Genomic DNA, 23,193 nt, shown 5'->3' with positions numbered 1-23,193 from the left:
CCGCCGTAGGCGGAGTCGGCCTGTTACCAGCACGGTTCCGCCTCCACCGGCACAGATCACCACCAACGACCGGAAGACAACCACCGCGCTGCGGGGTTCGTCATGACCTCTCGCCGCCTTCCAGCGCGCGCATGCCGGGAGCACAGCACTCGCGCAGTGCGGCGAATTCATCCGCCGGCAGGCGCCGGGAGGCGCCGCGGCGGCCGGCGTCGAGTCGGGCGCTTCCGGCGTCGAGCCATTGCCGGAGGGGCTCGACGCCGATGAAGCGGGCCAGTCGTGTCAGCTCCTCGCGGGGCTCGTCGAGCAGGTCTTCGTAGGCGAGCGTGGTCCGCAGGTGGGCGGGAACCTCGCCGAGATGGCTGACGCCCCGGGTGACGAGTTCCGACCACAGCGCCCCGAATCCGGTCAGCGGCAGGTCGCGGTCCAGCACGAGTGCGGGGTCGAATCGCTCGGCCAGCAACTCCGACAGCTCGGACGGCAGGGAGGAAACCTGGTCCTCGGTCAGGTCTTCGACGCGCTCCGCACCGGTCCGCGCGAGGATCTCCCTCATGAGGAAGATCAGCCGGAAGCCCGTGTGCCGGCTCATGGACACGGCGCAGTCGGGCCCGTCCCTGAACAGGTGCACGAAGCGCGCCTGCGGGAAGGCCCTGCGCAGGAGCGGCACCCGGTCCAGGGAGTAGCCGGACCGTTCGACGACGGCCGTGCGCCCGAATCGCGCGCACAGCAGGCCGAACAGGGCTTCGTAGTGGGCCGCTGCCGTGCGGCCGGGCCAGCGGCACACCTGCTTTCCGAGCTCGTCGAACAGCCCGTCCGGGTCGTCGGTGAGGTGTGGAAGCACCATCAGGCACAGGGCGGGGATGCCGGTGGTTTCGCTCGCGAACCGTCCGGGACGCCGCGTGTAGACGAACTCCGGCATCGGCACCCCGCTGCGGATCATGCGCTCGAACAGCCGGTTGGGGTCGGCGAGGAGCCGCCAGAACTCCTCACCGGTGAGGAGGCCTTCCGGGAAGCCCCGGCTCTGCACCGACGACAGCAGCTCGTTGAGGCTGAGCACATCCGGGTGCTCGTTGACGATGCCGGACAAGGCGGTCGATCCGCTGCGGCCCGTACCGACGACGAATGTCAGGGTGCGCATGTGGCCGTACTCCTTCGACGACGATCCGTGCCTGTCCCGAGCAGGCCTACCCCGGTGCCGCCTCCCGACCCCTTCGGCCGCCGCTTCCGGCACACGTGCACCGGCGTTCGGTCGCCGGGATACTCGGCCTCATCGCTCCTCCTCCGGCAGCCGGCGGACCTCTCCCGTGCCCAGGGCGATCGTGGCCCGGGGGCGCATGGGGCCCTCGCCGCGCCGGGAGAGCAGGACCACTTCCCCGACCACGGCCGGCAGCGCGCCGAGCCGGGCGGCGCACTCGGCGGCCAGGCGTTGCGGGTCCTGGGTGCGGCCGAGGGACAGATGCGGGGTGAAGCGGCCGCCGCGCCCGCGGCAGAGCGGGAACCGCAGCCCCAGCGCCCGGTGGAGACGGGCCCACGGTGCGGGGTCCGCCGCGGCCGGATCGAGCCACACCGTCGCGTAGTGCCGGTGCCGGAAGTACCGCACGCCGGCCAGCCGCACCGGAAACGCCGCGCACTCCGCCGCCCCGGCGGAGAGCAGCCGCAAGGCCCGTGCGAACTCCTCCTCCGGTACGAAGCCGAACAGCAGGTTCACGTGCGGCGGCCAACGCCGCACCTGCGGATCGTGCTCCCAGCGGATGTCCTGGATCGCCGGCCAGAGCTCCTGCGGCGGCAGCCACGCCACCGCCGTCCGGGCTGTCGGCGCCACCTCAAGGGCGTCCGCGGGCTCGGCACCGCCGCATTCCGGGTTCTCGTGCACACTGCCATGATCCGGCCCGCGGCCGCCCGCGGACGAGAACCTCGCGCAACCCGGGCCGGCGTGGCTCGCCTGAGGGTTTCAGCGGGCAGGCATGCGGTTACCCGGTACCGGATGTGCCCCTGAGTTCCGGAGGAACGGACGGAACGGACTGATGACGAGCCCTGAAACCGTCACCGGCTGCGCGCTCCCGGGCCCGGCCGGCGCCGCGCCCTGCCCACCCGCTCGCGGGGAGCTGACCACCGCGCTCACCGAGGCCCTCGTGCGGGGTCCCGGCCGCGGACGGCTCCCGGCGGAGACGCTCGCCGGGACGGCCGATGCCTACGGTGACGACCTCCAGCTGGCCCTCTACCTCTGCTACGAGCTGCACTACCGGGGCTGGGCGGGGGTGGACGAGGCCTGGGAGTGGGATCCGCAGCTGCTGGGCCTGCGCCGGGCCCTCGAACAGCGCTTCCTGGCGGCTCTGCGCGCCGACGTTCCGTGCGACGGCGACGCCGGCGCCGCACTGGAGCAGTTGGTCGTGGAGCCGGTGAACGGCCGGGGGGTCACGCACTTCCTGCGCGACCACGGACAGCGGTGGCACGTGCGGGAGTACGCGGCCCACCGGTCGCTCTACCAGCTCAAGGAGGCCGATCCCCACGCCTGGGTGATCCCCCGGCTGACCGGGCGGGCCAAGGCCGCGATGGCCACGGTCGAGTACGAGGAGTTCGGCGCCGGCCGGGCCGACCGGGTCCACGCGAAGCTCTTCGCCGACCTGCTGCGGGACCTGGACCTCGACGACGCCTACGGCCACTACCTGGACGCCGCTCCCGCCGTGACCCTGGCCACGGTCAACCTGATGTCGCTCTTCGGCCTGCACCGCGCCCGCAGGGGGGCTCTCGCCGGGCACTTCGCCGTCCTGGAGTGCACCTCTCCCCCGGGCTCGCGCCGGCTGGTCGAGGCGCTGCGGCGGCTGGGGGCGGGGCCGGCGGCCGTCCGCTTCTACGCCGAGCACGTGGAGGCGGACGCCGTCCACGAGCAGCTCGTCCGCCACGACATCATCGGTGATCTGCTGGCCGGGGAACCCGCGCTGGCCCCGGACGTGGCCTTCGGGATCGCCGCCACCGTATGGCTGGAGGACCGCCTCGCCGATCACCTGCTCGGCGCCTGGAGGTCGGGCAGCAGTTCGCTCCGTACGCCGCTGGCCTGATCATCCGGGCGCCGGGGGGCTGCGCCGCGCGGACCGGTGGGCGGGGCGGCCGAGTTGCCGCACGGTCCAGCCGGCCGCGCGCCAGGTGCCGGCGTCGACGAGGTTGCGGAGGTCCACCAGGACGGGACGGGCCACGAGCCCGGCCAGGCGCTCGTGGTCGGCCTCCCGGAACTGCGGCCATTCCGTGGCCAGTACGACCAGTTCGGCGCCCTTGACGGACGCTTCGAGGTCCTCCTCGTAGTCGAGGCCGGGGTGGCCGGCGAGCGCCGTGGGCCCCGCGAGGGGGTCGTGGACGGTCACGGCGGCGCCCCGCCGGTGCAGCAGTGCGGCAACGGCCAGGGCAGGCGATTCACGGACGTCCTCGGTGCCGGCCTTGAACGACGCGCCCCACACCGTGACCTTCACCCCGCCGACGCCGTGTCCGAGGGTCTCCTCGACGAGCCGCAGGGCGGCGGCCGGGCGGGAGTCGTTGAGCTGTCCGGCGGCCCGGAGCAGGGCCGCGGCGTCGTGGGCGCCGAGCGCTTCCGCGGAGGCGGTGAAGGCCCGGAGGTCCTTGGGCAGGCAGCCGCCGCCGTACCCGGGGCCGGCGCCGAGGCTCCCGCGGCCGATGCGGGGATCGGTGCCGAGGGCTTCGGCGAGCTGCTGGACGTCGGCCCCGGCGGCGGCGCACATGTCGGCGACACCGTTGATGAAGGAGATCTTCATGCCGAGGTAGGCGTTGGCCGCGCCCTTGATCAGCTCGGCGGTGGCCGGATCGGTGACGTACAAGGGGACGTTGTTCGCGAGCAGGGGCGCGTAGACGGCGCGGATCACATCCTCGGCGTGCTGCGAGGAGACGCCGGCGACGATGCGGTCGGGGCGGAGGGTGTCCTCGATGGCGTGGCCCTCCCGCAGGAATTCGGGGTTCCAGGCGACGTCGACGCCGTCACCGGCGGGCGCCAGGCGAGCGAGGAGGGCGGCCAGGCGTCCCGTGGTGCCGACGGTGACGGTGGACTTGCCGATGACGACGCACGGCCTGGTCAGGTGCGGGGCCAGGGCACGGGCGGCGGCGAAGACCTGCCCGGTGTCGTAGCTGCGGCCGTCGGCGTCGATGGGGGTGCCGACCGCGAGGAAGTGGACGTCGGCGAAGGCCGCCGCCTCGGTGATGCCGGTGGTGAAGCGCAGACGGCCGGTCGCGGTGTGGGTGGCCAGCAGCCGGGCGAGCCCGTCCTCGTGGATGGGGCACTGCCCGGAGTTGAGGCGGTCGGTCTTGGCGCGGTCGAGGTCCACGCCGACGACTTCATGGCCGATCTCGGCCATGGCGGCGGCGTGCGGGATGCCCAGGTGGCCGCAGCCGATGACGGACAGACGCATGGTCCCCGCCCTCCTCTCCTGTCCCCCGGTTGTCCCCCGGTCCTCTTCCGCTCCGCCCGGTGAACGGTCGCTGCTTCAGGCTCGCCCCGGTCACGCGGAACGGCAATCGGGGCCGGTGGTGCGCCGGGCATCCCAAGGGGCGCCCGGGCAGGCCGCGTCTCCGGTGGAGACGTCCGGTGCCCTGTGCGAAGCTTCTAGGAGTTGTTCTGCTGCGCAGACCGGACGCCACAGTCCGTGAGCAGCCTCCCGAGAAAGCGGCGGAAGCCGGGCCGTCTCCCGCAGAGCCTGCAGACCCTGCAGAGCCCCCGAGACAGGGATACGCACGAGGACACGGCTGTCATCTGCTCCGCTTCGTCGACAGATCCGGCACGGGGTCCGGGCACGAGTTCCGCCCCTTGCGCACCGGTTCTGCCGGCCGCCGTCCGAAGGAGGGCCGTCATGGGTGCAGGCTGGAAGCGCGCCGTAGTGACCGGAGGGGCCGGCTTCATCGGCTCGCACGTCTGTGAGCGGCTGCTGGCCGAGGGGACCGAAGTCTTCTGCGTCGACAACCTCGCCACCGGTTCCCGGTCCAACATCGGGCACTTGACGGGCGACCGGCGGTTCTGCTTCGTCGAGAAGGACGTCACACGGCCCGGCAGCCTCGATGCCGCACCCGCACCGGTCGACCTGGTACTCGACCTGGCGTGCCCGGCCTCGCCCGCCGACTACCTCCGCCTGCCGATCGAGACGCTGGAGGCCGGCAGCAGCGGCACGCGCGCCGCGCTGGACCTGGCCCGGCGTGACGGCGCCCGCTTCCTGCTCGCCTCCACCTCCGAGGTGTACGGCGATCCGTTGGAACACCCGCAGCACGAGGGGTACTGGGGCAACGTCAATCCCGTGGGGCCGCGCAGCGTGTACGACGAGTCGAAGCGCTACGCCGAGGCGCTGGTCAGCGCGTACCGGCGCACCCACGGTACGGACACGTCGATCGTCCGCATCTTCAACACGTACGGGCCCAGGATGCGGGCCGACGACGGGCGCGCGGTGCCGACGTTCATCCGCCAGGCCCTGGCCGGAGATCCGGTGACGGTCACCGGTGACGGCAGTCAGACGCGGTCCCTGGCCTACGTCGACGACACGGTCGACGGCATCCTCGCGCTGGCCGCCAGCCGCCATCCGGGACCCGTGAACATCGGCGGGACCGACGAGACGACCGTGCTCGAACTGGCCGAGCGCATCATCGGGCTGACCGGCTCGGCGTCCACCATCCGCTTCGTGGACCGTCCCGCGGACGACCCCGGCAAGCGCCGGCCCGACACCACGAAGGCGCACCGGCTGCTGGGGTGGCGACCACGGGTGGACTGTGCCGAAGGGCTCAAGCGGACCGTGGAGTGGTTCGCCCGGTCCCTCACGCCCTGACCGCCGGCGCCCTGATCACCGGCGCGCTGATCGTGCCGGGGCGCTCGTCCTCAGCCGGAGCACGCGCCCTCGCCGGCAGCACCCGTCCGCAATCGGAGCGGGAGCACTCGTCCTCATCGGAGACGGAGCAAGGCCATGCGCATCCTCGGAATCAACGCCCTCTTCCACGACCCCGCGGCGGCCCTGGTCATCGACGGACGGACCGTCGCCGCCGCCGAGGAGGAGCGGTTCTCGCGGCGCAAGCACGGCAAGCGGCCGGTGCCCTTCGCGGCCTGGGAGCAGCCGGTCCTCTCCGCCGCCTGGTGCCTGGAGCGCGCGGGCCTGCGCCCGGCGGATCTCGACGCGGTCGCCTTCTCCTACGATCCGGCGCTGGCCCGTCCCGCCCCGTCGCTGGGGCTGGACGATCCGTGGGACACCCTGCGGCAGACCTACGCGAGGGAAGCTCCGCACTTCCTGGCGGACGCGCTGCCGGGCCTGGACCCGGAACGGGTCCGGTTCGTCCCCCACCACGTCGCCCATGCGGCCTCCGCCGCCCTCGCCGGGCCCTACCGCGACAGCGCCGTCCTGGTGCTGGACGGGCGCGGGGAATGCGCCTCGCACCTGGCCGGACGGTACCGGGGCGGGGACCTGACGGTGCTGGCCGCCCAGGAGCTGCCGTCCTCGCTGGGCCTGGTCTACGAAGACCTGACGGAGCATCTGGGCTTCCTGCGCAGCAGTGACGAGTACAAGGTGATGGCTCTCGCGGCGTACGGGAAGCCCCGGTTCCTGACGGAGCTGCGCGGCTACCTGCACGCGACGGGGGACGGCGGGTTCGTGGCCCGCGGCGTGCCGTGGGAGTCGTTCACCGAACCGCGCGTCCCGGGGCAGGAGTGGACGCCGGACCACGCCGACCTGGCCGCGAGCACCCAGGCCTGCCTGGAGGAAGTGCTGCTCGACCTGGTGCGCTGGCTGCACGGGCGGACGGGGGCCGAGTCGCTCGCCCTGGCCGGCGGCGTGGCGCTCAACTGCGTGGCCAACTCGCGGATCGCCGAGGAGGGCCCGTTCCACCGCATGTGGGTGCAGCCCGCGGCCGGCGACGCCGGCACCGCCCTGGGCGGAGCGCTCCAGCTCGCGGCGTCCGGCGGCAGGCTGCCCGATCCGATGGAGGGAGCGGACCTGGGGCGGGAGTGGTCGGACGAGGAACTGCGGGACTGGCTGGAGCGTGCGCGCATCCCGTACGAGCACCCGCCGGACATCGCCGAGACGGTGGCCGGGGAACTGGCCCGCGACGGCATCGTGGCCTGGTTCCAGGGCCGCAGCGAGTACGGGCCCCGGGCCCTCGGGCACCGCTCCCTGCTCGCCCACCCGGGGCGTGCGGAGAACCTGGAACGGCTCAACCACGTCAAGGGCCGGGAGGAGTTCCGTCCCGTGGCCCCCATGGTCCTGGCCGACCGCGCGGCGGACATCTTCGAAGGGCCCGTCCCCAGCCCGTACATGCTCTTCGTGCACCGGGTGACGCGGGCGTGGCGGGACCGGATCCCGGCGGTCGTGCACGTCGACGGGACCGCGCGGATCCAGACGGTCGACCCGGCGCGGGAGCCGCTGGTGGCGCGGATGCTGGCCGCCTTCGAGCGGCGCACGGGACTGCCCGTGGTCGTCAACACCAGCCTCAACACGGCGGGCCGGCCGATGGTCGACGACCCCCGGGACGCGCTGGAGTGCTTCGGCTCGGCGCCGGTGGACCTGCTGGCGATCGGCCCGTACGCGGTGCGGCGGAGCCGTGCGTACGCGACGCGGGAGGCGTCATGAGCACCGCACCGACCTACGCGGTCGTCATCCCCACCATCGGGCGCCCGTGCCTCGGCGACTGCCTCGCCGCGCTGGCCCGCTCGGCGGGCCCCGGGCCGTACGAGGTGGTCGTCGTGGACGACCGGCCGGGCTCCCCGGACGTGCTTCCGCCGCTGTCCCTGGAGGCGCTCGGCGAACTGCGCGGCAGGGCGCGCCTCCTGCGCAGCGGCGGCCGCGGGCCGGCCGCCGCGCGCAACACGGGCTGGCGGACGGTCTCCGCCCCGTGGGTGGTCTTCCTCGACGACGACGTGCGGGTCACCCCCGCGTGGCGGGAGCGGCTCGGCGCTGACCTGAGCGGCGTCCCGCCGTGGGTGGGCGGGGTGCAGGGCGTCCTCGACGTTCCGCTGCCCGCCGGCCGGCGCCCCACGGACTGGGAGCGCGGCACGGCGGGGCTGGCCGGAGCCCGGTGGGCGACGGCCGACATGGCGTACCGGAAGGCCGCGCTCGCCGGTGCGGGCGGCTTCGACGAACGCTTCCCGCGGGCGTTCCGGGAGGACGCCGACCTGGCCCTGCGGGTCATGGCCGCGGGCTGGCTGCTGGAGCGGGGGACGCGCGTCACGCGGCACCCCGTGCGGCCCGCCGGTCCCTGGGTTTCGCTGCGTCAGCAGGCCGGCAACGCCGACGACGCCCTGATGGTGCGGCTGCACGGACGGGACTGGTGGCAGCGGGCGGAGGCGCCGCGGGGAAGGCTGCGGCGGCACGCGGCGGTCACCGCGGCCGGGGCCGCGGCAGCCGCGTTCACCCTGGCCCGCCGGCCGCGAACGAGCACGGCTGCCGCGCTGGTCTGGGCTGTGGGAACCACCGAGTTCGCGTGGGCACGGATCGCACCCGGACCCCGTACCCCCCGGGAGGTCGTCGCCATGGCGGCCACGAGCGTCGCCGTCCCGCCGCTGGCCGTCTGGCACCGGCTGCGCGGCGCCTGGCGTCACCGCGGGCAGCAGCCGCTGCCGGTGGAGCCGTCCGCACCGGCCCCGGTGTGCCCGGAGCGGCCGGCGGCACAGAAGGGCCCGGTGGCATGAGCGGCCGCCGGCTGCCCGCCGCCGTGCTGTTCGACCGGGACGGCACGCTGGTCGAGGACGTGCCCTACAACGGGGACCCCGGCCGGGTCGTCCCGCTGCCGGGCGTGGGCCGGGCCCTTGAGGCGCTGCGGCGGCGGGGGGTGCGCACCGGCGTGGTCACCAACCAGTCGGGCATCGGCCGGGGGCTGCTCACGGCGGAAGAGGTGCGGGCGGTCAACGCCCGGGTGGAGCAGCTCCTCGGTCCGTTCGACGTGTGGGCGGTCTGCCCGCACAGTCCGGACGCGGGCTGCGGCTGCCGCAAGCCGGCGCCGGGGCTGGTGCTGGCGGCCGCCCGGCGGCTGGGTGTGGCGCCGGGCGAGTGTGTGCTGATCGGTGACATCGGCAGCGACATGGATGCGGCGGCAGCGGCGGGAGCCACGGGCGTGCTGGTGCCGACCCCGGTCACCCGTGCCGAGGAGGTGGCCCGGGCGCTCCGGTCGGCCGGTGATCTGCCGGCCGCGGTGCGCGCCGTCCTGGGCGAGGGCGTGCCCGCCGGGGCAGGGGACGGTGAGCGACGGTGAAGGCCCTGGTCGCACGGCTGGACAGCTTCGGTGACGTTCTGCTCGCCGGGCCGGCGGTACGCGCCGTCGCCGCCCGCGCCGACCGCACGACGCTGCTGTGCGGTCCCCTCGGCGCCCCCGCCGCACGGATGCTGCCGGGCGTGGACGAGGTGATCGTGTGGGACGCGCCCTGGGTGGGTTTCGACCCGCCGCCGGTGGAGGAGGCCGACGTGGCACGGCTCGTCGGGCGCATCGCCCAGGATCCGCCCGACGCGGCGCTCATCCTGACGTCCTTCCACCAGAGCCCGCTGCCGCTGGCGCTGTTGCTGCGCATGGCGGGTGTGCGGCGGCTGGCCGCCGACTGCGAGGACTACCCGGGTGCGCTGCTGGACCTGCGGCACCACCGGCTGCCGCACCGGCACGAGGTGGAGGCCTCCCTGGACCTCGCCGAGGCCGCCGGTTTCCCGTTGCCGCAGGGCGACGACGGGCGTCTGGCCGTACGAAGGCCGGCCGGCCTCGGCGACCCGGTCGGCGAGGACGACTACGTCGTGGTCCATCCCGGTGCGGCGGTGCCGGCCCGTCAGTGGGGGCGGGAGCGCTTCGCGGCCGCCGTGCGGCTGCTGCAGCGGGCCGGGTACCGGACCGTCGTCACCGGCGGCCCCGGCGAACGGGAGCTGACGGCTGCCGTCGCCAACGGAGCGGCCCTGGACCTGGGCGGCCGCACCACCTCGGACGAGCTGGCCGGGGTGCTCTCCCGCGCGGCCGCCGTGGTCGCCGGGAACACCGGGCCCGCCCATCTGGCCGCCGCGGTGGGCACTCCCGTGGTGTCGCTCTTCGCACCCGTGGTGCCGGCCGAGCGGTGGGCCCCCTTCGGGGTCCCGCACGTGCTGCTTGGCGACCCCGACGCCCCGTGCGCGGGCACCCGCGCACGGGTCTGCCCCGTCGTGGGGCACCCGTGCCTGGGCACCGTGTCGCCGGAGGACGTGCTGGCCGCCGTGGAGAAGCTCACCGGGCGCGCCCCCGGACTCGAGTCCCGCCCGGAGCGGGCGGGACAGGCGGAGCGAACGGAGTGGACGCCATGAGGATCCTGCTGTGGCACGTGCACGGCTCGTGGACGACGGCGTTCGTCCAGGGCCCGCACACCTACCTGGTGCCGGTCACGGAGGACCGCGGGCCCGACGGGCTGGGCCGCGCCGCCACCTTCGACTGGCCCGCCTCCGTCATCGAGCTCACCCCGGAGCAGTTGCGGGAGACCGGCATCGACGTGCTGGTCCTGCAGCGCCCGCACGAGTTCGAGCTGGCCCGGCAGTGGCTGGGCCGGGTGCCCGGCCGCGACGTGCCCACGGTCTACCTGGAGCACAACGCCCCCGGCGGGCCGGTGCCCGACACACGGCATCCGGCCGCGGACCGGCCGGACCTGACGATCGTCCACGTCACCCACTTCAACCGCTTGCTGTGGGACTGCGGGACGACACCGGCCACCGTCATCGAGCACGGCATCGTCGACCCCGGGCCGCTGTGGACCGGACGCCTGGAGCGGGCAGCGGTCGTCGTCAACGAGCCGCTGCGGCGGGGCCGCACGACCGGCACCGACCTGCTCGGCTACTTCTCGGAAGCGGCCCCCCTGGACGTCTTCGGCATGGGCACCGAGCACCTGGCCGAGCGCTTGGGGATCCCCGCCGGGCGGTGCCGCGGAGAGGAGCTGACCCAGTCCCGGCTGCACCGGGCGCTGGCCGAGCGCAGGGTGTACCTCCACCCGGTGCGGTGGACCTCGCTGGGCCTGTCGCTCCTGGAGGCCATGCACCTCGGCATGCCGGTGGTGGCCCTGGCCACCACCGAGGTCACGGAGGCCGTCCCGGCGGGCGCCGGCGTGGTCTCCAACCGGCTCGACGTCCTGCACGACGCCGTCCGCGGCTTCATCGCCGACCCCGGCACGGCCCGGGAGACCGGCCGGGCCGCACGCGCCGCGGCGCTCGCGCGCTACGGCCTGCCCCGGTTCCTCGACGACTGGGACCGGCTGCTCAAGGAGGTGACCGGATGAAGATCGTCATGGTGTCCGAACACGCGAGTCCGCTCGCCACGCTCGGCGGGACGGACGCGGGAGGCCAGAACGTGTACGTCGCGCGCCTGGCCGACCGGCTGGCCGGCCGCGGCCACGAAGTGACCGTCTACACCCGCAGGGACGACGACGACCTGCCCGACCGGGTGCCACTGCCGTCCGGTGCCGTGGTCGAACACGTGCGGGCCGGCCCGGCCCGGGCGGTGCCCAAGGACGAGCTGCTGGAACACATGCCCTGCTTCGGCGCCCAGCTCGCCAGGAGGTGGGAGCAGGAGCCGCCCGAGGTGGCACACGCCCACTTCTGGATGTCCGGCCTCGCCACGATGCTGGCCACCAGCCACCTGACGGTGCCGGTCGTGCAGACCTACCACGCGCTGGGCACCGTCAAGCGGCGCCACCAGGGGGCCGCCGACACCAGCCCGCCGGGACGCCCGGACATCGAGCGGCGGATCGGCATGTCCTGCGCCAGGGTCCTGGCCACCTGCTCGGACGAGGTGCGGGAACTGACGGCCATGGGCATCCCCTCGTACCACTGCTCCGTCGTGCCCTGCGGCGTGGACACCGACCAGTTCTCCCCGCGCGGCCGCATCGCCCTCACGCCCGGCCGCCGGGCCCGGTACCGGCTGCTGACGATCGGCAGGCTCGTCGCCCGCAAGGGCGTGGACCTGGCCCTGCGCGCACTGGCCCGCATCCCGGACGCCGAGCTGGTGGTGGCCGGGGGCCCGCCCGCCGACTGCGTCCTGGAGGATCCCGAAGCGGCCCGGCTGCTGGGCCTCGCACGGCACTTGGGCGTCGCCGAACGGCTGGTGCTGCTCGGCTGCGTGCCGCACGAGGACATGCCCGCACTGATCCGCAGCAGCGACCTGGTCCTGTGCACGCCGGTCTACGAACCGTTCGGCATCGTGCCGCTGGAGGCCATGGCCTGCGGCGTGCCGGTGATCGCCACGGACGTCGGCGGCCACCGCGACACCGTCGCGCACGGCGAGACGGGGCTGCTGATCGAGCCCGGCCGCCCCGACCTCCTCGCCGCAGCGGTGCGGGACCTCCTCGGGGCTCCCGAGCGGCTGGCGCGCTTCGGCAGCGCCGGGCGGACGCGCGTCCTCGACCGGTTCACCTGGGGCCGGGTGGCGGACGGCGTGGAGAGCGTCTACGACCGGGTCGCCGCCCCCGCCACCGTCCCTTCCGGAGGTGCCCGATGACCGCCACGCGTACGACCCGGTCCGCCGCGATACCGGAGAGCGACCACTGCGGCCGCCTCCTCGCCGCCCTGGAGCGGTTCCGTGCCGAGCAGGCGGCGACCGCGGAGCGCTGGGGGTCGCGGCTGGCCGCGTCCCTGCTCGCGGGCGGCCGGCTGCTCGCGGCGGGCAACGGCGGCAGCGCCGCCCAGGCCCAGCACCTCACCGCCGAACTCGTCGGCCGCTACCGCACGGACCGGGCGCCGTTCTCGGCGATCGCCCTGCACGCCGACACCTCCAGCTGCACCGCCATCGTCAACGACTACGGCGCCGACCAGCTGTTCGCGCGCCAGGTGCGCGCGCACGCCCGCCCCGGAGACGTGCTGATCCTGATGTCCACGAGCGGCGCCAGCCCCAACCTGCTGTCCGCCGCCGCGGCCGGGCACGAATCGGCCGCCCGCGTCTGGGCGCTGACCGGCCCCGCCCCCAACCCGCTGGCCGCGGCCGGCGACGAGGCGCTGAGCGTGGACGCGGCCACCACCGCGACCGTCCAGGAACTGCATCTGGTGGCGGTGCACTTGATGTGCGGCGCCTTCGACGCGGCGCTGGGCATCTGACACGACCGGTGACACGACCGCAGGAAAGCCAGGAAGGGACTGCTTGCCATGGAGGGTACGAGTGAGACGACTCCCTTGGTGGTCGTCGGGGACGCGCTGCTCGACCGGGACCTCATGGGCACCGCCGAGCGGCTGGCGCCCGACGCCCCCGTGCCCGTCCTGGAGGACTGCACGGAACACCTCCGTCCCGGCGGCGCGGCCCTGGCCGCGTACCTCGCCGCACGAGGGGGACGCCCCGTCACGCTCGTCACCGCCCTCAGCTCGGACCCGGCGAGCCTGCGCGTGCGCGCCCTCCTGGAACCCCACGTGACCGTGGCGGCACTCCCCCTCGACGGCGAACTCCCCGAGAAGACCCGGGTCATGGCGGACGGCCGCTCCGTGGTGCGGCTCGACCGGGGCTCCGGCCGGGCCTCCGGGACCAGTGACGCGGCACGCCGGGCCGTGGCGGAGGCGGCGGCACTCCTCGTCGCGGACTACGCGCGGGGCACCGCCGACGTCCTGCGCGACGAACTCGCCTCCCGCGCCCGCGGCGCGACGCTCGTGTGGGACCCGCACCCGCGCGGCGGGCCCCCGGTCCCCGGAGCGCGGCTGGTGACGCCCACGGGCGAGGAGGCCCGCCGGTTCCTCGGTCACATCGCCGGCCACGAAGACGGCGAGGGGGACAGTGACGGGGACGGCGACGGGGACGAACTGCGGACCGTGGCCCGTACGGCCGCGGCCCTGGTACGACGCTGGCAGGCCGCCGGCGTGGCGGTCACCCTGGGCGCGCGGGGCGCGCTGCTGTCCAACGGGGACAGCCCCCTGCTCGTCCCTGCGGCCGCCCGGTACGGCGGTGACGCCTGCGGCGCCGGCGACTGCTTCGCGGCGACGGCCGCCGGGCTGCTCGGCGACGGCGCCCTGCCCGCGGAGGCCGTGCAGGGCGCGGTGGCCGCGGCCACCCGCTACGTCGCCGAGGGCGGGCCCCGCGCCGCCGTCCAGGCGCTCTCCCCGGAGGACACCGCGGGGCAGGAGCACGACGGCCCCGGGACCGACGACGGCATCCAGCTGGCCCGCCGGGTCCGCGCCGCCGGAGGCACGGTCGTCGCGGCGGGAGGCTGCTTCGACCTGCTGCACGCCGGGCACGTCAGCATGCTCCAGCAGGCCCGGGGCATCGGCGACTGCCTGATCGTCTGCCTCAACTCGGACGCCTCGGTGCGGCGCCGCAAGGGGCCGTCCCGGCCCATCAACCCGCTGCCCGACCGCGTCCGGGTGCTGCGGGCCCTCCAGTGCGTGGACGCCGTCGTGGCGTTCGACGAGGACACCCCGGAACGGCTGGTGGCCCAGCTGCGCCCGCACGTCTGGGTCAAGGGCGGCGACTACTCGGTGGAGCAGATGCCGGAGGCCGCGCAGCTGTCCGCATGGGGCGGGCAGGCCGTGCTGCTGCCGTACGTCGACGGGCGGTCGAGCACGCTGCTCGCGACGCGGGCGGCCGTCGGCCGCAGGGCCTCATGAGGCACCGGGTGCTGGTCCTCCGGGCCCTCGGCCTGGGCGACCTGCTCGCCGGAGTGCCCGCCCTGCGGGCACTGCGGCGCGCCTACCCCCGTCACGAGCTGATCCTCGCGGCACCGCAGGAGCTCACCGAGGCCGCAGCGGCGACCGGCGCCGTGGACACGCTGCTCCCGGCCGCCGCCCCCGGGCGCGCCGTGCCGAGCGCCCTGCCCTGGCACGGCCCGCCGCCGGACGTCGCCGTGGACCTGCACGGCAACGGCCCGCCCAGCCACCGGCTGCTGCAGCGGCTCGGCCCCGGCAGGCTGCTGGCTTTCGCTCACCCGGGCACGCCCGAGGTGGACGGCCCTCCCTGGCTTCCGCACGAGCACGAACGCGAGCGCTGGTGCCGGCTGCTGCGGGCGTACGGCATCCCCGCCGACGCCCGTGACCTGGCCCTGCCGCACCCGCCCGCGGCCTCGCCCGCGCCGGGCGTCGTCGTGGTGCACCCCGGGGCCGCCTCGGCCGCCCGGCGCTGGCCGGCCGAGCGCTACGCCGCCGTGGTCCGCGAGCTGCTGCGCCGCGGCCACCGGGTCGTGGTGACCGGTGGCCGCGGCGAAGAGGATCTGGTGAGCGCCGTGGCCTCCCCCGGGGCCGAGCCGCTCGGCGGCGAGCTGCCCTTCGGCACGCTGTCCGCCCTGGTCGCCCACGCGTCGGCGGTGATCAGCGGCGACACCGGCCTCGCCCACCTCGCGGTCGCCTGCGGAACGCCCAGCGTGACGCTCTTCGGTCCCGTGTCGCCCGCCCTGTGGGGTCCCCCGCCGTCACCGAGGCACGCGGCCCTCTGGCACGCGGGCCCGCCGGGCGACCCGCACGGCGGAGAACCGGACCCGCTCCTCCTGCGCATCGGCATCGCGGAGGTCGTCACGGCCGCGCGGGGGGTCATGGCGGCGGCCCGTGAGGAATAGCTCTTCAACGCACTGTTCGATGTGCCGGGCGTGCGCACCCCTCCTACGCACTGCACCGGACCGGCCGGAGAGGCACTCTGGAAACGGAGGGGGCACCCGATGGGGCGGCCCGGCCCGGGCGGCCGGCCGACCCGGGCCCGTACGGACCCTCGACCCGAGAGAGCGGGGCACCACCATGGCTTCGGTCCACGATCCCGATCCCGAGCGCACACCCGGTCTGGAGCCCGGCGGCGGAGTCCCGCCCGGCGAGACCCCGCCCGGCGAGGACAGCACCGGCGGCGCGGGCCCGCGCGACGACCTCTCGCGGGGCTGGGCCAAGGGGCCGGTCATCGTCATCGGCACCATGGTGCTGCTCTTCGCCGTCACCGTCATCATCTGGGCCGCGATCGTGTGATCACGGCCGGGCCTCCACCGGCCACCGGCCCCGGGACCGACCGGACCGCAGTCCCTGCGGAGCGCCTAGGCCGCCGTCTGGAAGGCCGGCTCCAGGGCGGGAACGGGGGCGGGCCGGACCCGGGCCCGGCGGTGGACGAGGGCGCCCGCACCGATGACCGCCACGATCACGGCACCGCCGGCCACGAGCGCGCCGCGCTCACCGGCGCCCTGCACCAGCAGGCCCAGCAGCAGCGGCCCGGCCAGGCTCCAGGAGGTGCTCAGGCTGCGCCACACGCCCAGCACGCGGCCGCGCATGTGCGGCGGCGGGTCGGTCTGCAGCACGGTGGCCGTCGCGGTGTCGGCCACGGACTCGGCGACGGCCATGGGCACGACCATCACCAGCAGCATCGCGAGGGCCGGGCTGAGCCCGGCGACCATCTGCAGCACAGCGCCGGCGGCCGCCAGGAGCGCCACCAGCCGGACCGTGGGCCGCTGCAGGCGTCCGGCCACCACGGCGCCGACGATGCCGCCGATCGCCAGCAGGGCCGACACCACGCCGTACGCCCCCGCACCGCCGTGCAGCGGGCCCGTGACGAGCGTGGCCAGCGTGAGCTGGTAGTTACGGCCGAGCACCGCACTCACCGCACCGATCACGGCCAGCGCCACCAGGCCCCTGCGGCCGAGGAAGAAGGCCAGGCCGGCCCGGCCGCCCGCGCTCCGCTCCTGCGGCTCGGCAGGAACCACCGCGGCGGCGTCCGGATGGAGCCGCAGGAACGGGATGACGGCGGTCACGAAGAGGAACGACAGGCCGTTGACCGCATAGGCGCCGGCGGTGCCGATCGCGGCGATGCCCACGGCCGCCAGGGCGGTACCGGCGAGCCGGCCCACGCTGTGCACGACCGACCCCAGGGCGATCGCCGAGGGGACGTCCTTCTCGGGGACCAGGTCGTTGCCCAGCAGTGACGTCGCAGGCCCGTCCACCGTGGCGATCAGGCCGGTGACGGCCGCGAGGCCCATCAGCACCGGGACGCTGAGCATGCCGAGGCCGATCAGCACGGCGGTGGTGAAGGCCACCAGCGCCAGCAGGGCCTGGCTCACCCCGGCGGTCAGCTTCCGGGGCCAGCGGTCGACCACGGCACCGCCGAGGAGACCGAACAGCAGACCGGGCGCGGCCTGCACCGACAGCGACAGGCCGGTGGCGGCGGCCGAGCCGGTGAGCTGGAGGACGAGGAGGTTCTGCACGGTCAGCTGCATCCAGGTGCCCAGGTTGGACACCAGGTTCGCGGCGGACCACCACCGCATGCTGCGACTGCGCAGGCAGCGCCACGGCGAGCGGTCACCGGTCGCCGAGCGGCGTCCGAGGAGCGCACGGACGGGGCGCACGGCTGCGGCGTCTGCGGCGTCTGCAGGCACGGGAGACATGGCGGGCTGGCGGAAGGGGAAGCGCAAGGGTCCGGTCCGGGGGTCGGGGGCGGCGGGCCGGCACGTTCGCGCCCCTGTCCGGGCAGCGAGGAGCCCGCAGGGCGACGAAACCCTGGGGCGTGGGCCGGGAGGACACCGAGGCACCCACATGCACGCTTACGGCGGCGCTCCGATGTCCTCAACATCGTCACAAGCGCTTCCCGGGCCGGGGAAGCGCAGCGGCTGTGGGGTGGGTCACCCGGCGCAAAAGCCCTGCTCAGGGCGTGGTGCGGGAGGTCACACGCGGGGCGTCCGGCCGCCGGGGAGGGAGGCGCCGGAGCAGCCGGCGCCGGGACGGCAGGCGTCGGGACGGCGAGCGTCAGGGCAGCAGGTGTCGGGACCGCAGGCGTCAGGACAGCAAGCGCCCGGCGACCCGTAGATCCGCGACCAGGCCCGCGTACGCCTGCGCCCGCTGCTCCTCGTCCGCACGCAGCACCGCGGAGGGGTGGAGGGTGGCGACCACGACGCCCTCGCTCTCCTCGCCCCCGTCCAGCGGCGGCAGCGGCAGGGCCACGCCGCGGTCGCGGGTCACCCGGAACGAGGGGCCGAGCAGCGCCTTGCCCGCCGTCGCGCCGAGCGCGACCACGACCTCCGGGTCGACGAGCCGCAGCTCGGCGGCCAGCCAGGGCCGGCAGGCGCGCATCTCGCGCAGGTCCGGGGCCTTGTGGATACGGCGCTTGCCGGGGCCGGACTGCACGAACTTGAAGTGTTTGACGGCGTTGGTGACGTAGGTGTCGTCCGGGTCGATGCCGGCCTCCTCCAGGGCCCGGTTCAGCACCCCGCCCGCCGGGCCGACGAACGGCCGGCCCTTGCGGTCCTCCTGATCACCGGGCTGCTCCCCGACGAGCAGGAAGCGGGCCGAGGGCTCGCCCGCGCCGAAGACGGTCTGGGTGGCCTCCCGGTGCAGCGGGCAGCCCCGGCAGCCGGCCGCCGCCTCCCGGACCGCCTTCAGTCCGCCGCGCGGGGGCACGTAGGGGGTGGCGTCGTAGCGTTCCTCGGCACCGGTCACGGCTCCGCCCTTCCTCGTCCTGCCCAGTGTCGTCCGGGGCCCGGCGGGCCGCTATCCGGGATGAGGGAGACAAATCGGGGCGAGAGGGAGACACTGGAAGACGACCCGGCAACCCGCGACGGGCCGCCGGCAGGAGGTGTTCAAGATGGTGCCGTTGCTCCTGGTACTGGTCCTCATCATCATTCTCTTCGGCGCGGGGTTCGCGGTGAAGGTGTTGTGGTGGGTGGCCCTGGCGGTCCTGGTCATCTGGCTGCTCGGCTTCCTGGCGCGTTCCGGCGGAGGTCGCTGGTATCGCTGGTGAGGGTCGCCGTGGGGTCCCTGCGGGACCGGCCATGGAGGCTCGGTCTCCCGGGACGGCCGGCGAGGTCTCGGAGCCGCCCGAGGGTGCCTGAGGTCTCATAGCCTTGTGCGCGGCTCGGCCGAATGTCGGCCGGGCCGCGTCAATGCGCCCCCCTGCTTTTCTGCCTCTGATTCTTCTACTTCGCGTGCTTGCGACGCTTGGCAGCAGCTGCCGCGTCCTGCGCCTTCCCTTCGAGCTTCTCGACGTGGCCTTCGACTTCCCGCTTGGGGTCGCGGGCGACCTGGCCGAGGGTCTCCTTCACCGCACCCTTGGCCTGCTTGGCCTTGGCTCGTGCCCTGCCCATGACGGTGCCTCCCGCATGACGGAGTAGTGCCGGTACGTGCCGTGCCGGTACCTCCAGCTCACGCCCGCCACCCGGCGACCGCAACCCGGCCCGGCCCCGTCGGGCTGCGTGCCCTGCACCACTGTCGCCCTACGCCGGTCCGGCTCGTTTTCGTTCATGGCTGGTTTGCCACCTGCCGCGCCCCCTGCCATGGGTGAGATACAAGGTATCCGCGCGTAGACGGGCTGCGGATGTGCGCGTTCCTGTGCATCTGCGTGGGGTTTTGCGTGGAGACCTGTGCAAAGACGGGTCACCGCACAAAACCCTGACCGCACCAGTCACACGAGCAAGCCGAAGCCGCCCGCCTTAACCGCATATAGCGCGCTAAGAAGTCGTCAATCGGGTGCAGGAGGGCTTGTCCATCCGACATCCGGCCTTGATCCAACACCCCGCAACACCCGCAACGACCCGCAACGACACAAGGAGCCCTTCATGGTGCCTGCGATGCCCGACGAAGAACGCCGGCTCTTCCTGGCCGGCCTGCACGTCGGCGTGCTGGGGATCACCGACCCCGGTGACGACCGCGCGCCCCTGCTCGTCCCCGTCTGGTACCGGTACGAGCCCGGCGGCGAGGTCGTCGTGCAGACCGGCCGGGACACCGTCAAGGCCCGGCTGCTGCGGGCGGCGGGCCGGTTCAGCCTCTGCGTGCAGGACGAGCAGCCGCCCTACCGGTACGTGAGCGTGGAGGGCCCCATCACCTCGGTCACCGACCCCGCGGATCCGGACGAGCGCGAGACCATCGCCCACCGGTACCTCGACCCCGAAGAGGCCCGCGCCTATCTGAAGTCCACTGCCGACCAGCTCGTGGACGACATCACCTTCCGCATGCGACCGCAGCGCTGGCGCACCGCGAACTTCGCCGCGTTCGCCGCGGAGTTCGCCGAGGCCGACCGGCCGGACCGGGACGGGTGAAGGACATGCGACGTGACAGACCGGAGACACCCGACGAGCAAGCGACGCACGTGATGCACACGGCGCAAGTGATGCAAGCGATGCAAGCGATGAACGACATGGCACCCTTCCCGGAAGCGAGCAGTCACTCATGGCAGATACGCACGTCCCGGCGCACCCCGCTCCCCTTACCCCGCACGGTTATCCGAGGGAGCGCAGCCTGGCCGAGCTGTTCGCAGCACAGGCGGCCCTCCGGCCGCACGACCTCGCGGCCCGGCACCACGACCGCACTCTGACCTACGGTCAACTCGCCGCCTGCTCAGATGACTTCGCCGCTCGCCTGCTCGCCCACGGCATCGAGCCCGGATCGCCGGTGGGCGTGTGCGGCAGCCGCTCCCTGGAAGCGCTCGTCGCCGTCGTCGGCATCCTCAAGGCCGGCTGCGCCTACGTACCGCTGGACGAGGAGCTCCCGCCGGCCCGGCTGCGGGCCATGGCCGAGGACGCGGGCCTGCGGGCGGCCGCCGTCCTCCCCGGCAGCGGACGACGCGTGCGCGGGCTGCTCACCTGGATCGAGGTCGACGCCGTCGGCACGGAAGCGGCGGCCCCGCACACGCCCGACGCGGCAACCGCCCTCCCCACGACGGCTGTTCCCGCGACCGACTGCGCCTACGTGATGTTCACGTCCGGGTCGACCGGCCGGCCCAAGCCGGTGGCCGTCCCGCACCGGGGAGTGGTCCGCCTGGTGTTCTCCGATCCCGAACTGCCGCCGCCCGGCCCCGGCGACGGGGTCCTGCACGCCTACGGCCTCTCCTCCGACGCGTCCACCATCGAGATCTGGGGAGCCCTGCTCACCGGCGCCTGCCTGGTCCTCGCCGACCGCGAGGAGCTGTTGTCCCCGGCGGCGCTGGAGGAGGTCTTCCACGCGCACGGCGTGACCGTGGCCTATCTGACGACGAGCGTCTTCCACCTCGTCGCGCGCAACCGGCCCCGCGCGCTCAAGCGCCTCCGCTTCGTCTCGGCCGGCGGCGAAGCCATGGACCCCGCCCTCGCCCGTGCCGTCCTGGAGGCCTGCCCCGACACGACGGTCGTCAACTTCTACGGCCCCACCGAGAACTCCGTGGTCTCCACGGCCCACGTGCTGCGCTCCCTGCCCGCCGACGCCACGAGCGTTCCCATAGGCCGCCCCTTCGGTGCCTCCACCTGCCACGTCCTGCGCCCCGACGGCTCCCCCGCGGCACCGGGCGAGGAGGGCGAGCTGTACGTCGGCGGGGACGGGCTGGCCCTCGGGTACCCGGGCCATCCGGAGCTGACCGCCGAGCGGTTCGTCAGCGTGCCCGCGGCCGAGCCCCACGGCCTGCTCTACCGCACGGGCGATCTGGCCGTACGGGCCGCCGACGGCACCCTGGAGTACCGCGGCCGCCTGGACCGCCAGGTGAAGGTGCGCGGCCATCGCATCGAACTGGACGAGGTCGAGGCCCGGCTGCGCAGCCACCCCGACGTCGGCGAGGCCGCCGTCGAGATCGAGGCGGGCGCCCTGACCGCCTACGTCACCCCGGCGGAGCCCGGCCGGCCCCTCCCCCTCTCCGCCATACGCACGTACTGTGCACAGTGGCTGCCGGCCCAGGCCGTCCCGGCGCTCGTGGCCAGGGATTCCTTCCCGGTGACGAGCGGCGGCAAGACGGACCGCAGCCGGCTGGCAGCGGACACGACCGCCGCCTACGGCGAAGCCGAGGGACACGCTCAAACCGGTGGAACCGGCGGGACCGGTCAGCCCGCGGCAACCGGCCCCGGCGTCGCCGGCCTGATCGACGCGCTCGCCGAGGTGTGGCAGCTGGTGCTGCGCGTCCGCCCCGCACCCGGCGACGACTTCTTCGCCCTCGGCGGCGACTCCCTCCTGGCCGCCGAGGCCGTCACCCGCACCCTGGCCGTCCTGCAGCTCGACGCCGGCCTGGGCTCCACTCTCGTCAGGTCCCTGCTGGCGGCGCCCACGCTGGCGGGATTCGCCTCGGCCGTCCACGAGGTGCGCTCCGGCAGCAGCACGCCCGGGACGCCCCGCACCGCCCCTGCCGCCGTCGACTTCCGCAGCGAGGCCGAGCTGGGCTTCCGGCTCCCGCCCGCCGAGGGACCGGCGCCCCGGCCCGGCCGCCCCGACGACGTGCTGCTCACCGGCGCCACCGGCTTCGTCGGTGCGTTCCTCCTCGACCGGCTGCTGCGTGCCACCACCGCCCGCATCCACTGCCCCGTCCGGGCGTCGAGCCCCGCACACGCCGAACGGCGGGTGAAGGCCGGCCTCCTGCGCTACGGCCTCCGCCCGGACGCGACGGCCTGGCGGCGCGTACGGTGCTTCCCCGCCGACCTGGCCGCCCCCGGCCTCGGGCTGGACCCCGGCCACGCCGCCGACCTGTCGCGCCGCCTGGACCTCATCGTGCACAACGCCGCACGGGTCAACTTCCTCTACCCGTACGAGGCCCTGCGCCCCGCCAACGTCGACGGCACCCGCGAGATCGTCCGGCTCGCCGCGCCCCGGCGCGTCCCCGTCCACTTCCTCTCGACCGTCGCCGTCCTCGCCGGCTTCGGCACGGCCGGTGTGCGCACGGTCGACGAGGACGTGCCCCTGGACCACGCCGACCGGCTCACCATGGGCTACGCGGAGAGCAAGTGGGTCGCCGAAGAGGTGCTGCGGAACGCCGCGGCCCAGGGCCTGCCGACCGCCGTGTACCGGCCGTACGAGGTCACCGGCGACCGGCAGCACGGCGCCTGCAACACCGAGACGGCCATCTGCTCGCTGTTCAAGACCATCGCCGAGACGGGCCTCGCGCCGGACATCGACCTCCCGATGGACTTCGTGCCCGTGGACCACCTCGCCGAGGCCGTGGTGCACATCGCCACGCAGCGCCCGGCCACGGGCCGCGTCCACCACGTCACCAACCCCCGCCCGGCCACCCTGGCCGACGTCCTCGACCGCATGCGGGCGGCAGGCTTCGCGTTACGGACGCTGCCGTACGAGCAGTGGGTCGGCGAACTCGTCCGCCACGTCGCCCGCAACCCCACCAGCCCCACGGCCCCGTTCGTCTCCCTGTGTGTCGACCGGAGCAACAAGGCCGACATCTCCGTGAAGGAGATGTACCTGAACGGCGTCTTCCCCGTGCTGGGACGGCGCAACGCCGAGGAGGCACTGGCCGGCAGCGGGCTGGAGTGCCCGCCGGTCGACGCCGCCCTCCTCGACCGCTACCTGGAGTACTTCTTCACGTCCGGCTACATCGCCCGGCCCGAACGCGCGGCTTCCGAGGGGGCATGAG

Annotated in this window: 21 protein-coding genes; 15 read left to right on the top strand and 6 right to left on the bottom strand. The window is 74.7% G+C overall.

Going from position 1 to position 23,193, the window contains the following annotated elements; all coding sequences use genetic code 11:
- Positions 1-100: 100 nt before the first annotated feature.
- A complete protein-coding gene (locus tag ACFZCD_RS02695; protein WP_391827118.1) occupies positions 101-1,135 on the bottom strand; it encodes a sulfotransferase in 1,035 nt (344 codons plus the stop codon).
- 129 nt (positions 1,136-1,264) lie between these two features.
- On the bottom strand, positions 1,265-1,870 hold the full coding sequence (locus ACFZCD_RS02690) for a 2'-5' RNA ligase family protein (RefSeq protein ID WP_391827116.1): 606 nt from the start codon (positions 1,868-1,870) through the stop codon (positions 1,265-1,267).
- 151 nt (positions 1,871-2,021) lie between these two features.
- Between ACFZCD_RS02690 and ACFZCD_RS02685 the strand changes: the two genes are divergently transcribed.
- Positions 2,022-3,056 carry an iron-containing redox enzyme family protein gene (locus ACFZCD_RS02685; protein WP_391827114.1) on the top strand — a complete coding sequence of 345 codons (1,035 nt, stop codon included), beginning with the start codon at positions 2,022-2,024 and terminating at the stop codon, positions 3,054-3,056.
- Here ACFZCD_RS02685 and ACFZCD_RS02680 read toward each other — a convergent pair whose 3' ends face one another.
- Positions 3,057-4,409: a UDP-glucose dehydrogenase family protein gene (locus ACFZCD_RS02680; protein WP_391827112.1), complete on the bottom strand. Its 1,353-nt coding sequence runs from the start codon at positions 4,407-4,409 to the stop codon at positions 3,057-3,059.
- A 438-nt stretch (positions 4,410-4,847) separates the two neighbouring features.
- On the opposite strand from ACFZCD_RS02680, the gene ACFZCD_RS02675 reads away from it, so the two are divergent.
- The 11 genes from ACFZCD_RS02675 (at position 4,848) to ACFZCD_RS02625 (ending at position 15,869) form a co-directional block, all read left to right on the top strand.
- The gene (locus ACFZCD_RS02675) at positions 4,848-5,807 is read left to right on the top strand and encodes a UDP-glucuronic acid decarboxylase family protein (protein WP_391827110.1); all 960 of its coding nucleotides are present in this window, start codon (positions 4,848-4,850) and stop codon (positions 5,805-5,807) included.
- Between the two features lie 135 nt (positions 5,808-5,942).
- On the top strand, positions 5,943-7,595 hold the full coding sequence (locus ACFZCD_RS02670; protein WP_391827108.1) for a carbamoyltransferase: 1,653 nt from the start codon (positions 5,943-5,945) through the stop codon (positions 7,593-7,595).
- A complete protein-coding gene (locus ACFZCD_RS02665; protein ID WP_391827106.1) occupies positions 7,592-8,653 on the top strand; it encodes a glycosyltransferase family 2 protein in 1,062 nt (353 codons plus the stop codon). Before ACFZCD_RS02670 ends, ACFZCD_RS02665 begins: the two co-directional genes overlap by 4 nt.
- Positions 8,650-9,213, top strand: a complete 564-nt coding sequence (locus ACFZCD_RS02660) for a D-glycero-alpha-D-manno-heptose-1,7-bisphosphate 7-phosphatase (RefSeq protein WP_391827104.1) — start codon at positions 8,650-8,652, stop codon at positions 9,211-9,213. Before ACFZCD_RS02665 ends, ACFZCD_RS02660 begins: the two co-directional genes overlap by 4 nt.
- Positions 9,210-10,274, top strand: a complete 1,065-nt coding sequence (locus tag ACFZCD_RS02655) for a glycosyltransferase family 9 protein (RefSeq protein ID WP_391827102.1) — start codon at positions 9,210-9,212, stop codon at positions 10,272-10,274. Before ACFZCD_RS02660 ends, ACFZCD_RS02655 begins: the two co-directional genes overlap by 4 nt.
- A complete protein-coding gene (locus ACFZCD_RS02650; protein WP_391827101.1) occupies positions 10,271-11,233 on the top strand; it encodes a glycosyltransferase in 963 nt (320 codons plus the stop codon). The genes ACFZCD_RS02655 and ACFZCD_RS02650 overlap by 4 nt, the downstream gene beginning before the upstream one ends.
- Positions 11,230-12,450, top strand: a complete 1,221-nt coding sequence (locus ACFZCD_RS02645) for a glycosyltransferase (RefSeq protein WP_391827099.1) — start codon at positions 11,230-11,232, stop codon at positions 12,448-12,450. The genes ACFZCD_RS02650 and ACFZCD_RS02645 overlap by 4 nt, the downstream gene beginning before the upstream one ends.
- Complete coding sequence (locus ACFZCD_RS02640) at positions 12,447-13,043, top strand: SIS domain-containing protein (protein ID WP_391827097.1); 597 nt, start codon at positions 12,447-12,449, stop codon at positions 13,041-13,043. The genes ACFZCD_RS02645 and ACFZCD_RS02640 overlap by 4 nt, the downstream gene beginning before the upstream one ends.
- 48 nt (positions 13,044-13,091) lie before the next feature.
- Entirely contained in the window at positions 13,092-14,534 is a 1,443-nt protein-coding gene (gene rfaE2 / locus ACFZCD_RS02635) for a D-glycero-beta-D-manno-heptose 1-phosphate adenylyltransferase (protein WP_391827095.1), read from the top strand.
- Complete coding sequence (locus ACFZCD_RS02630) at positions 14,531-15,475, top strand: glycosyltransferase family 9 protein (RefSeq protein WP_391827093.1); 945 nt, start codon at positions 14,531-14,533, stop codon at positions 15,473-15,475. Before rfaE2 ends, ACFZCD_RS02630 begins: the two co-directional genes overlap by 4 nt.
- Before the next feature lie 175 nt (positions 15,476-15,650).
- Positions 15,651-15,869 (top strand): DUF6480 family protein, encoded by a 219-nt coding sequence (locus ACFZCD_RS02625; protein WP_391827091.1) that lies wholly within the window; start codon positions 15,651-15,653, stop codon positions 15,867-15,869.
- A 65-nt stretch (positions 15,870-15,934) separates the two neighbouring features.
- Here ACFZCD_RS02625 and ACFZCD_RS02620 read toward each other — a convergent pair whose 3' ends face one another.
- Positions 15,935-17,272 carry an MFS transporter gene (locus tag ACFZCD_RS02620; protein ID WP_391827089.1) on the bottom strand — a complete coding sequence of 446 codons (1,338 nt, stop codon included), beginning with the start codon at positions 17,270-17,272 and terminating at the stop codon, positions 15,935-15,937.
- A 388-nt stretch (positions 17,273-17,660) separates the two neighbouring features.
- Positions 17,661-18,320: a UdgX family uracil-DNA binding protein gene (locus tag ACFZCD_RS02615; protein ID WP_391827087.1), complete on the bottom strand. Its 660-nt coding sequence runs from the start codon at positions 18,318-18,320 to the stop codon at positions 17,661-17,663.
- 145 nt (positions 18,321-18,465) lie between these two features.
- Here ACFZCD_RS02615 and ACFZCD_RS02610 point away from each other — a divergent pair, with 145 nt between their 5' ends.
- Complete coding sequence (locus ACFZCD_RS02610) at positions 18,466-18,621, top strand: hydrophobic protein (RefSeq protein WP_391827926.1); 156 nt, start codon at positions 18,466-18,468, stop codon at positions 18,619-18,621.
- A gap of 175 nt (positions 18,622-18,796) precedes the next feature.
- Here the strand turns inward: ACFZCD_RS02610 and ACFZCD_RS02605 are convergent, their stop codons facing one another.
- Positions 18,797-18,964, bottom strand: a complete 168-nt coding sequence (locus ACFZCD_RS02605) for a CsbD family protein (RefSeq protein ID WP_391827085.1) — start codon at positions 18,962-18,964, stop codon at positions 18,797-18,799.
- 471 nt (positions 18,965-19,435) lie between these two features.
- Here ACFZCD_RS02605 and ACFZCD_RS02600 point away from each other — a divergent pair, with 471 nt between their 5' ends.
- Entirely contained in the window at positions 19,436-19,915 is a 480-nt protein-coding gene (locus ACFZCD_RS02600; protein ID WP_391827083.1) for a pyridoxamine 5'-phosphate oxidase family protein, read from the top strand.
- A gap of 130 nt (positions 19,916-20,045) precedes the next feature.
- Entirely contained in the window at positions 20,046-23,192 is a 3,147-nt protein-coding gene (locus tag ACFZCD_RS02595; RefSeq protein WP_391827082.1) for an amino acid adenylation domain-containing protein, read from the top strand.
- Position 23,193 lies beyond the last annotated feature (1 nt).

The sequence above is a fragment of the Streptomyces sp. NPDC008001 genome, from assembly GCF_042958085.1.
GTDB lineage: Bacteria > Actinomycetota > Actinomycetes > Streptomycetales > Streptomycetaceae > Streptomyces.
The sequence above is the reverse complement of the archived record's forward strand: the minus strand, read 5'-3'. Positions and strand labels throughout refer to the sequence as shown.

Bases quoted from the DNA above. Each gene is read 5' to 3' on its own strand.
- ACFZCD_RS02680 (WP_391827112.1), bottom strand. From the start codon at position 4,409: ATGCGTCTGTCCGTCATCGGCTGCGGCCACCTGGGCATCCCGCACGCC.
- ACFZCD_RS02650 (WP_391827101.1), top strand. From the start codon at position 10,271: ATGAGGATCCTGCTGTGGCACGTGCACGGCTCGTGGACGACGGCGTTC.
- ACFZCD_RS02595 (WP_391827082.1), top strand. From the start codon at position 20,046: ATGGCAGATACGCACGTCCCGGCGCACCCCGCTCCCCTTACCCCGCAC.
- rfaE2 (WP_391827095.1), top strand. From the start codon at position 13,092: ATGGAGGGTACGAGTGAGACGACTCCCTTGGTGGTCGTCGGGGACGCG.
- ACFZCD_RS02625 (WP_391827091.1), top strand. From the start codon at position 15,651: ATGGCTTCGGTCCACGATCCCGATCCCGAGCGCACACCCGGTCTGGAG.
- ACFZCD_RS02640 (WP_391827097.1), top strand. From the start codon at position 12,447: ATGACCGCCACGCGTACGACCCGGTCCGCCGCGATACCGGAGAGCGAC.
- ACFZCD_RS02645 (WP_391827099.1), top strand. From the start codon at position 11,230: ATGAAGATCGTCATGGTGTCCGAACACGCGAGTCCGCTCGCCACGCTC.
- ACFZCD_RS02695 (WP_391827118.1), bottom strand. From the start codon at position 1,135: ATGCGCACCCTGACATTCGTCGTCGGTACGGGCCGCAGCGGATCGACC.
- ACFZCD_RS02630 (WP_391827093.1), top strand. From the start codon at position 14,531: ATGAGGCACCGGGTGCTGGTCCTCCGGGCCCTCGGCCTGGGCGACCTG.
- ACFZCD_RS02665 (WP_391827106.1), top strand. From the start codon at position 7,592: ATGAGCACCGCACCGACCTACGCGGTCGTCATCCCCACCATCGGGCGC.
- ACFZCD_RS02685 (WP_391827114.1), top strand. From the start codon at position 2,022: ATGACGAGCCCTGAAACCGTCACCGGCTGCGCGCTCCCGGGCCCGGCC.
- ACFZCD_RS02660 (WP_391827104.1), top strand. From the start codon at position 8,650: ATGAGCGGCCGCCGGCTGCCCGCCGCCGTGCTGTTCGACCGGGACGGC.
- ACFZCD_RS02670 (WP_391827108.1), top strand. From the start codon at position 5,943: ATGCGCATCCTCGGAATCAACGCCCTCTTCCACGACCCCGCGGCGGCC.
- ACFZCD_RS02600 (WP_391827083.1), top strand. From the start codon at position 19,436: ATGGTGCCTGCGATGCCCGACGAAGAACGCCGGCTCTTCCTGGCCGGC.
- ACFZCD_RS02620 (WP_391827089.1), bottom strand. From the start codon at position 17,272: ATGTCTCCCGTGCCTGCAGACGCCGCAGACGCCGCAGCCGTGCGCCCC.
- ACFZCD_RS02675 (WP_391827110.1), top strand. From the start codon at position 4,848: ATGGGTGCAGGCTGGAAGCGCGCCGTAGTGACCGGAGGGGCCGGCTTC.
- ACFZCD_RS02610 (WP_391827926.1), top strand. From the start codon at position 18,466: ATGGTGCCGTTGCTCCTGGTACTGGTCCTCATCATCATTCTCTTCGGC.
- ACFZCD_RS02605 (WP_391827085.1), bottom strand. From the start codon at position 18,964: ATGGGCAGGGCACGAGCCAAGGCCAAGCAGGCCAAGGGTGCGGTGAAG.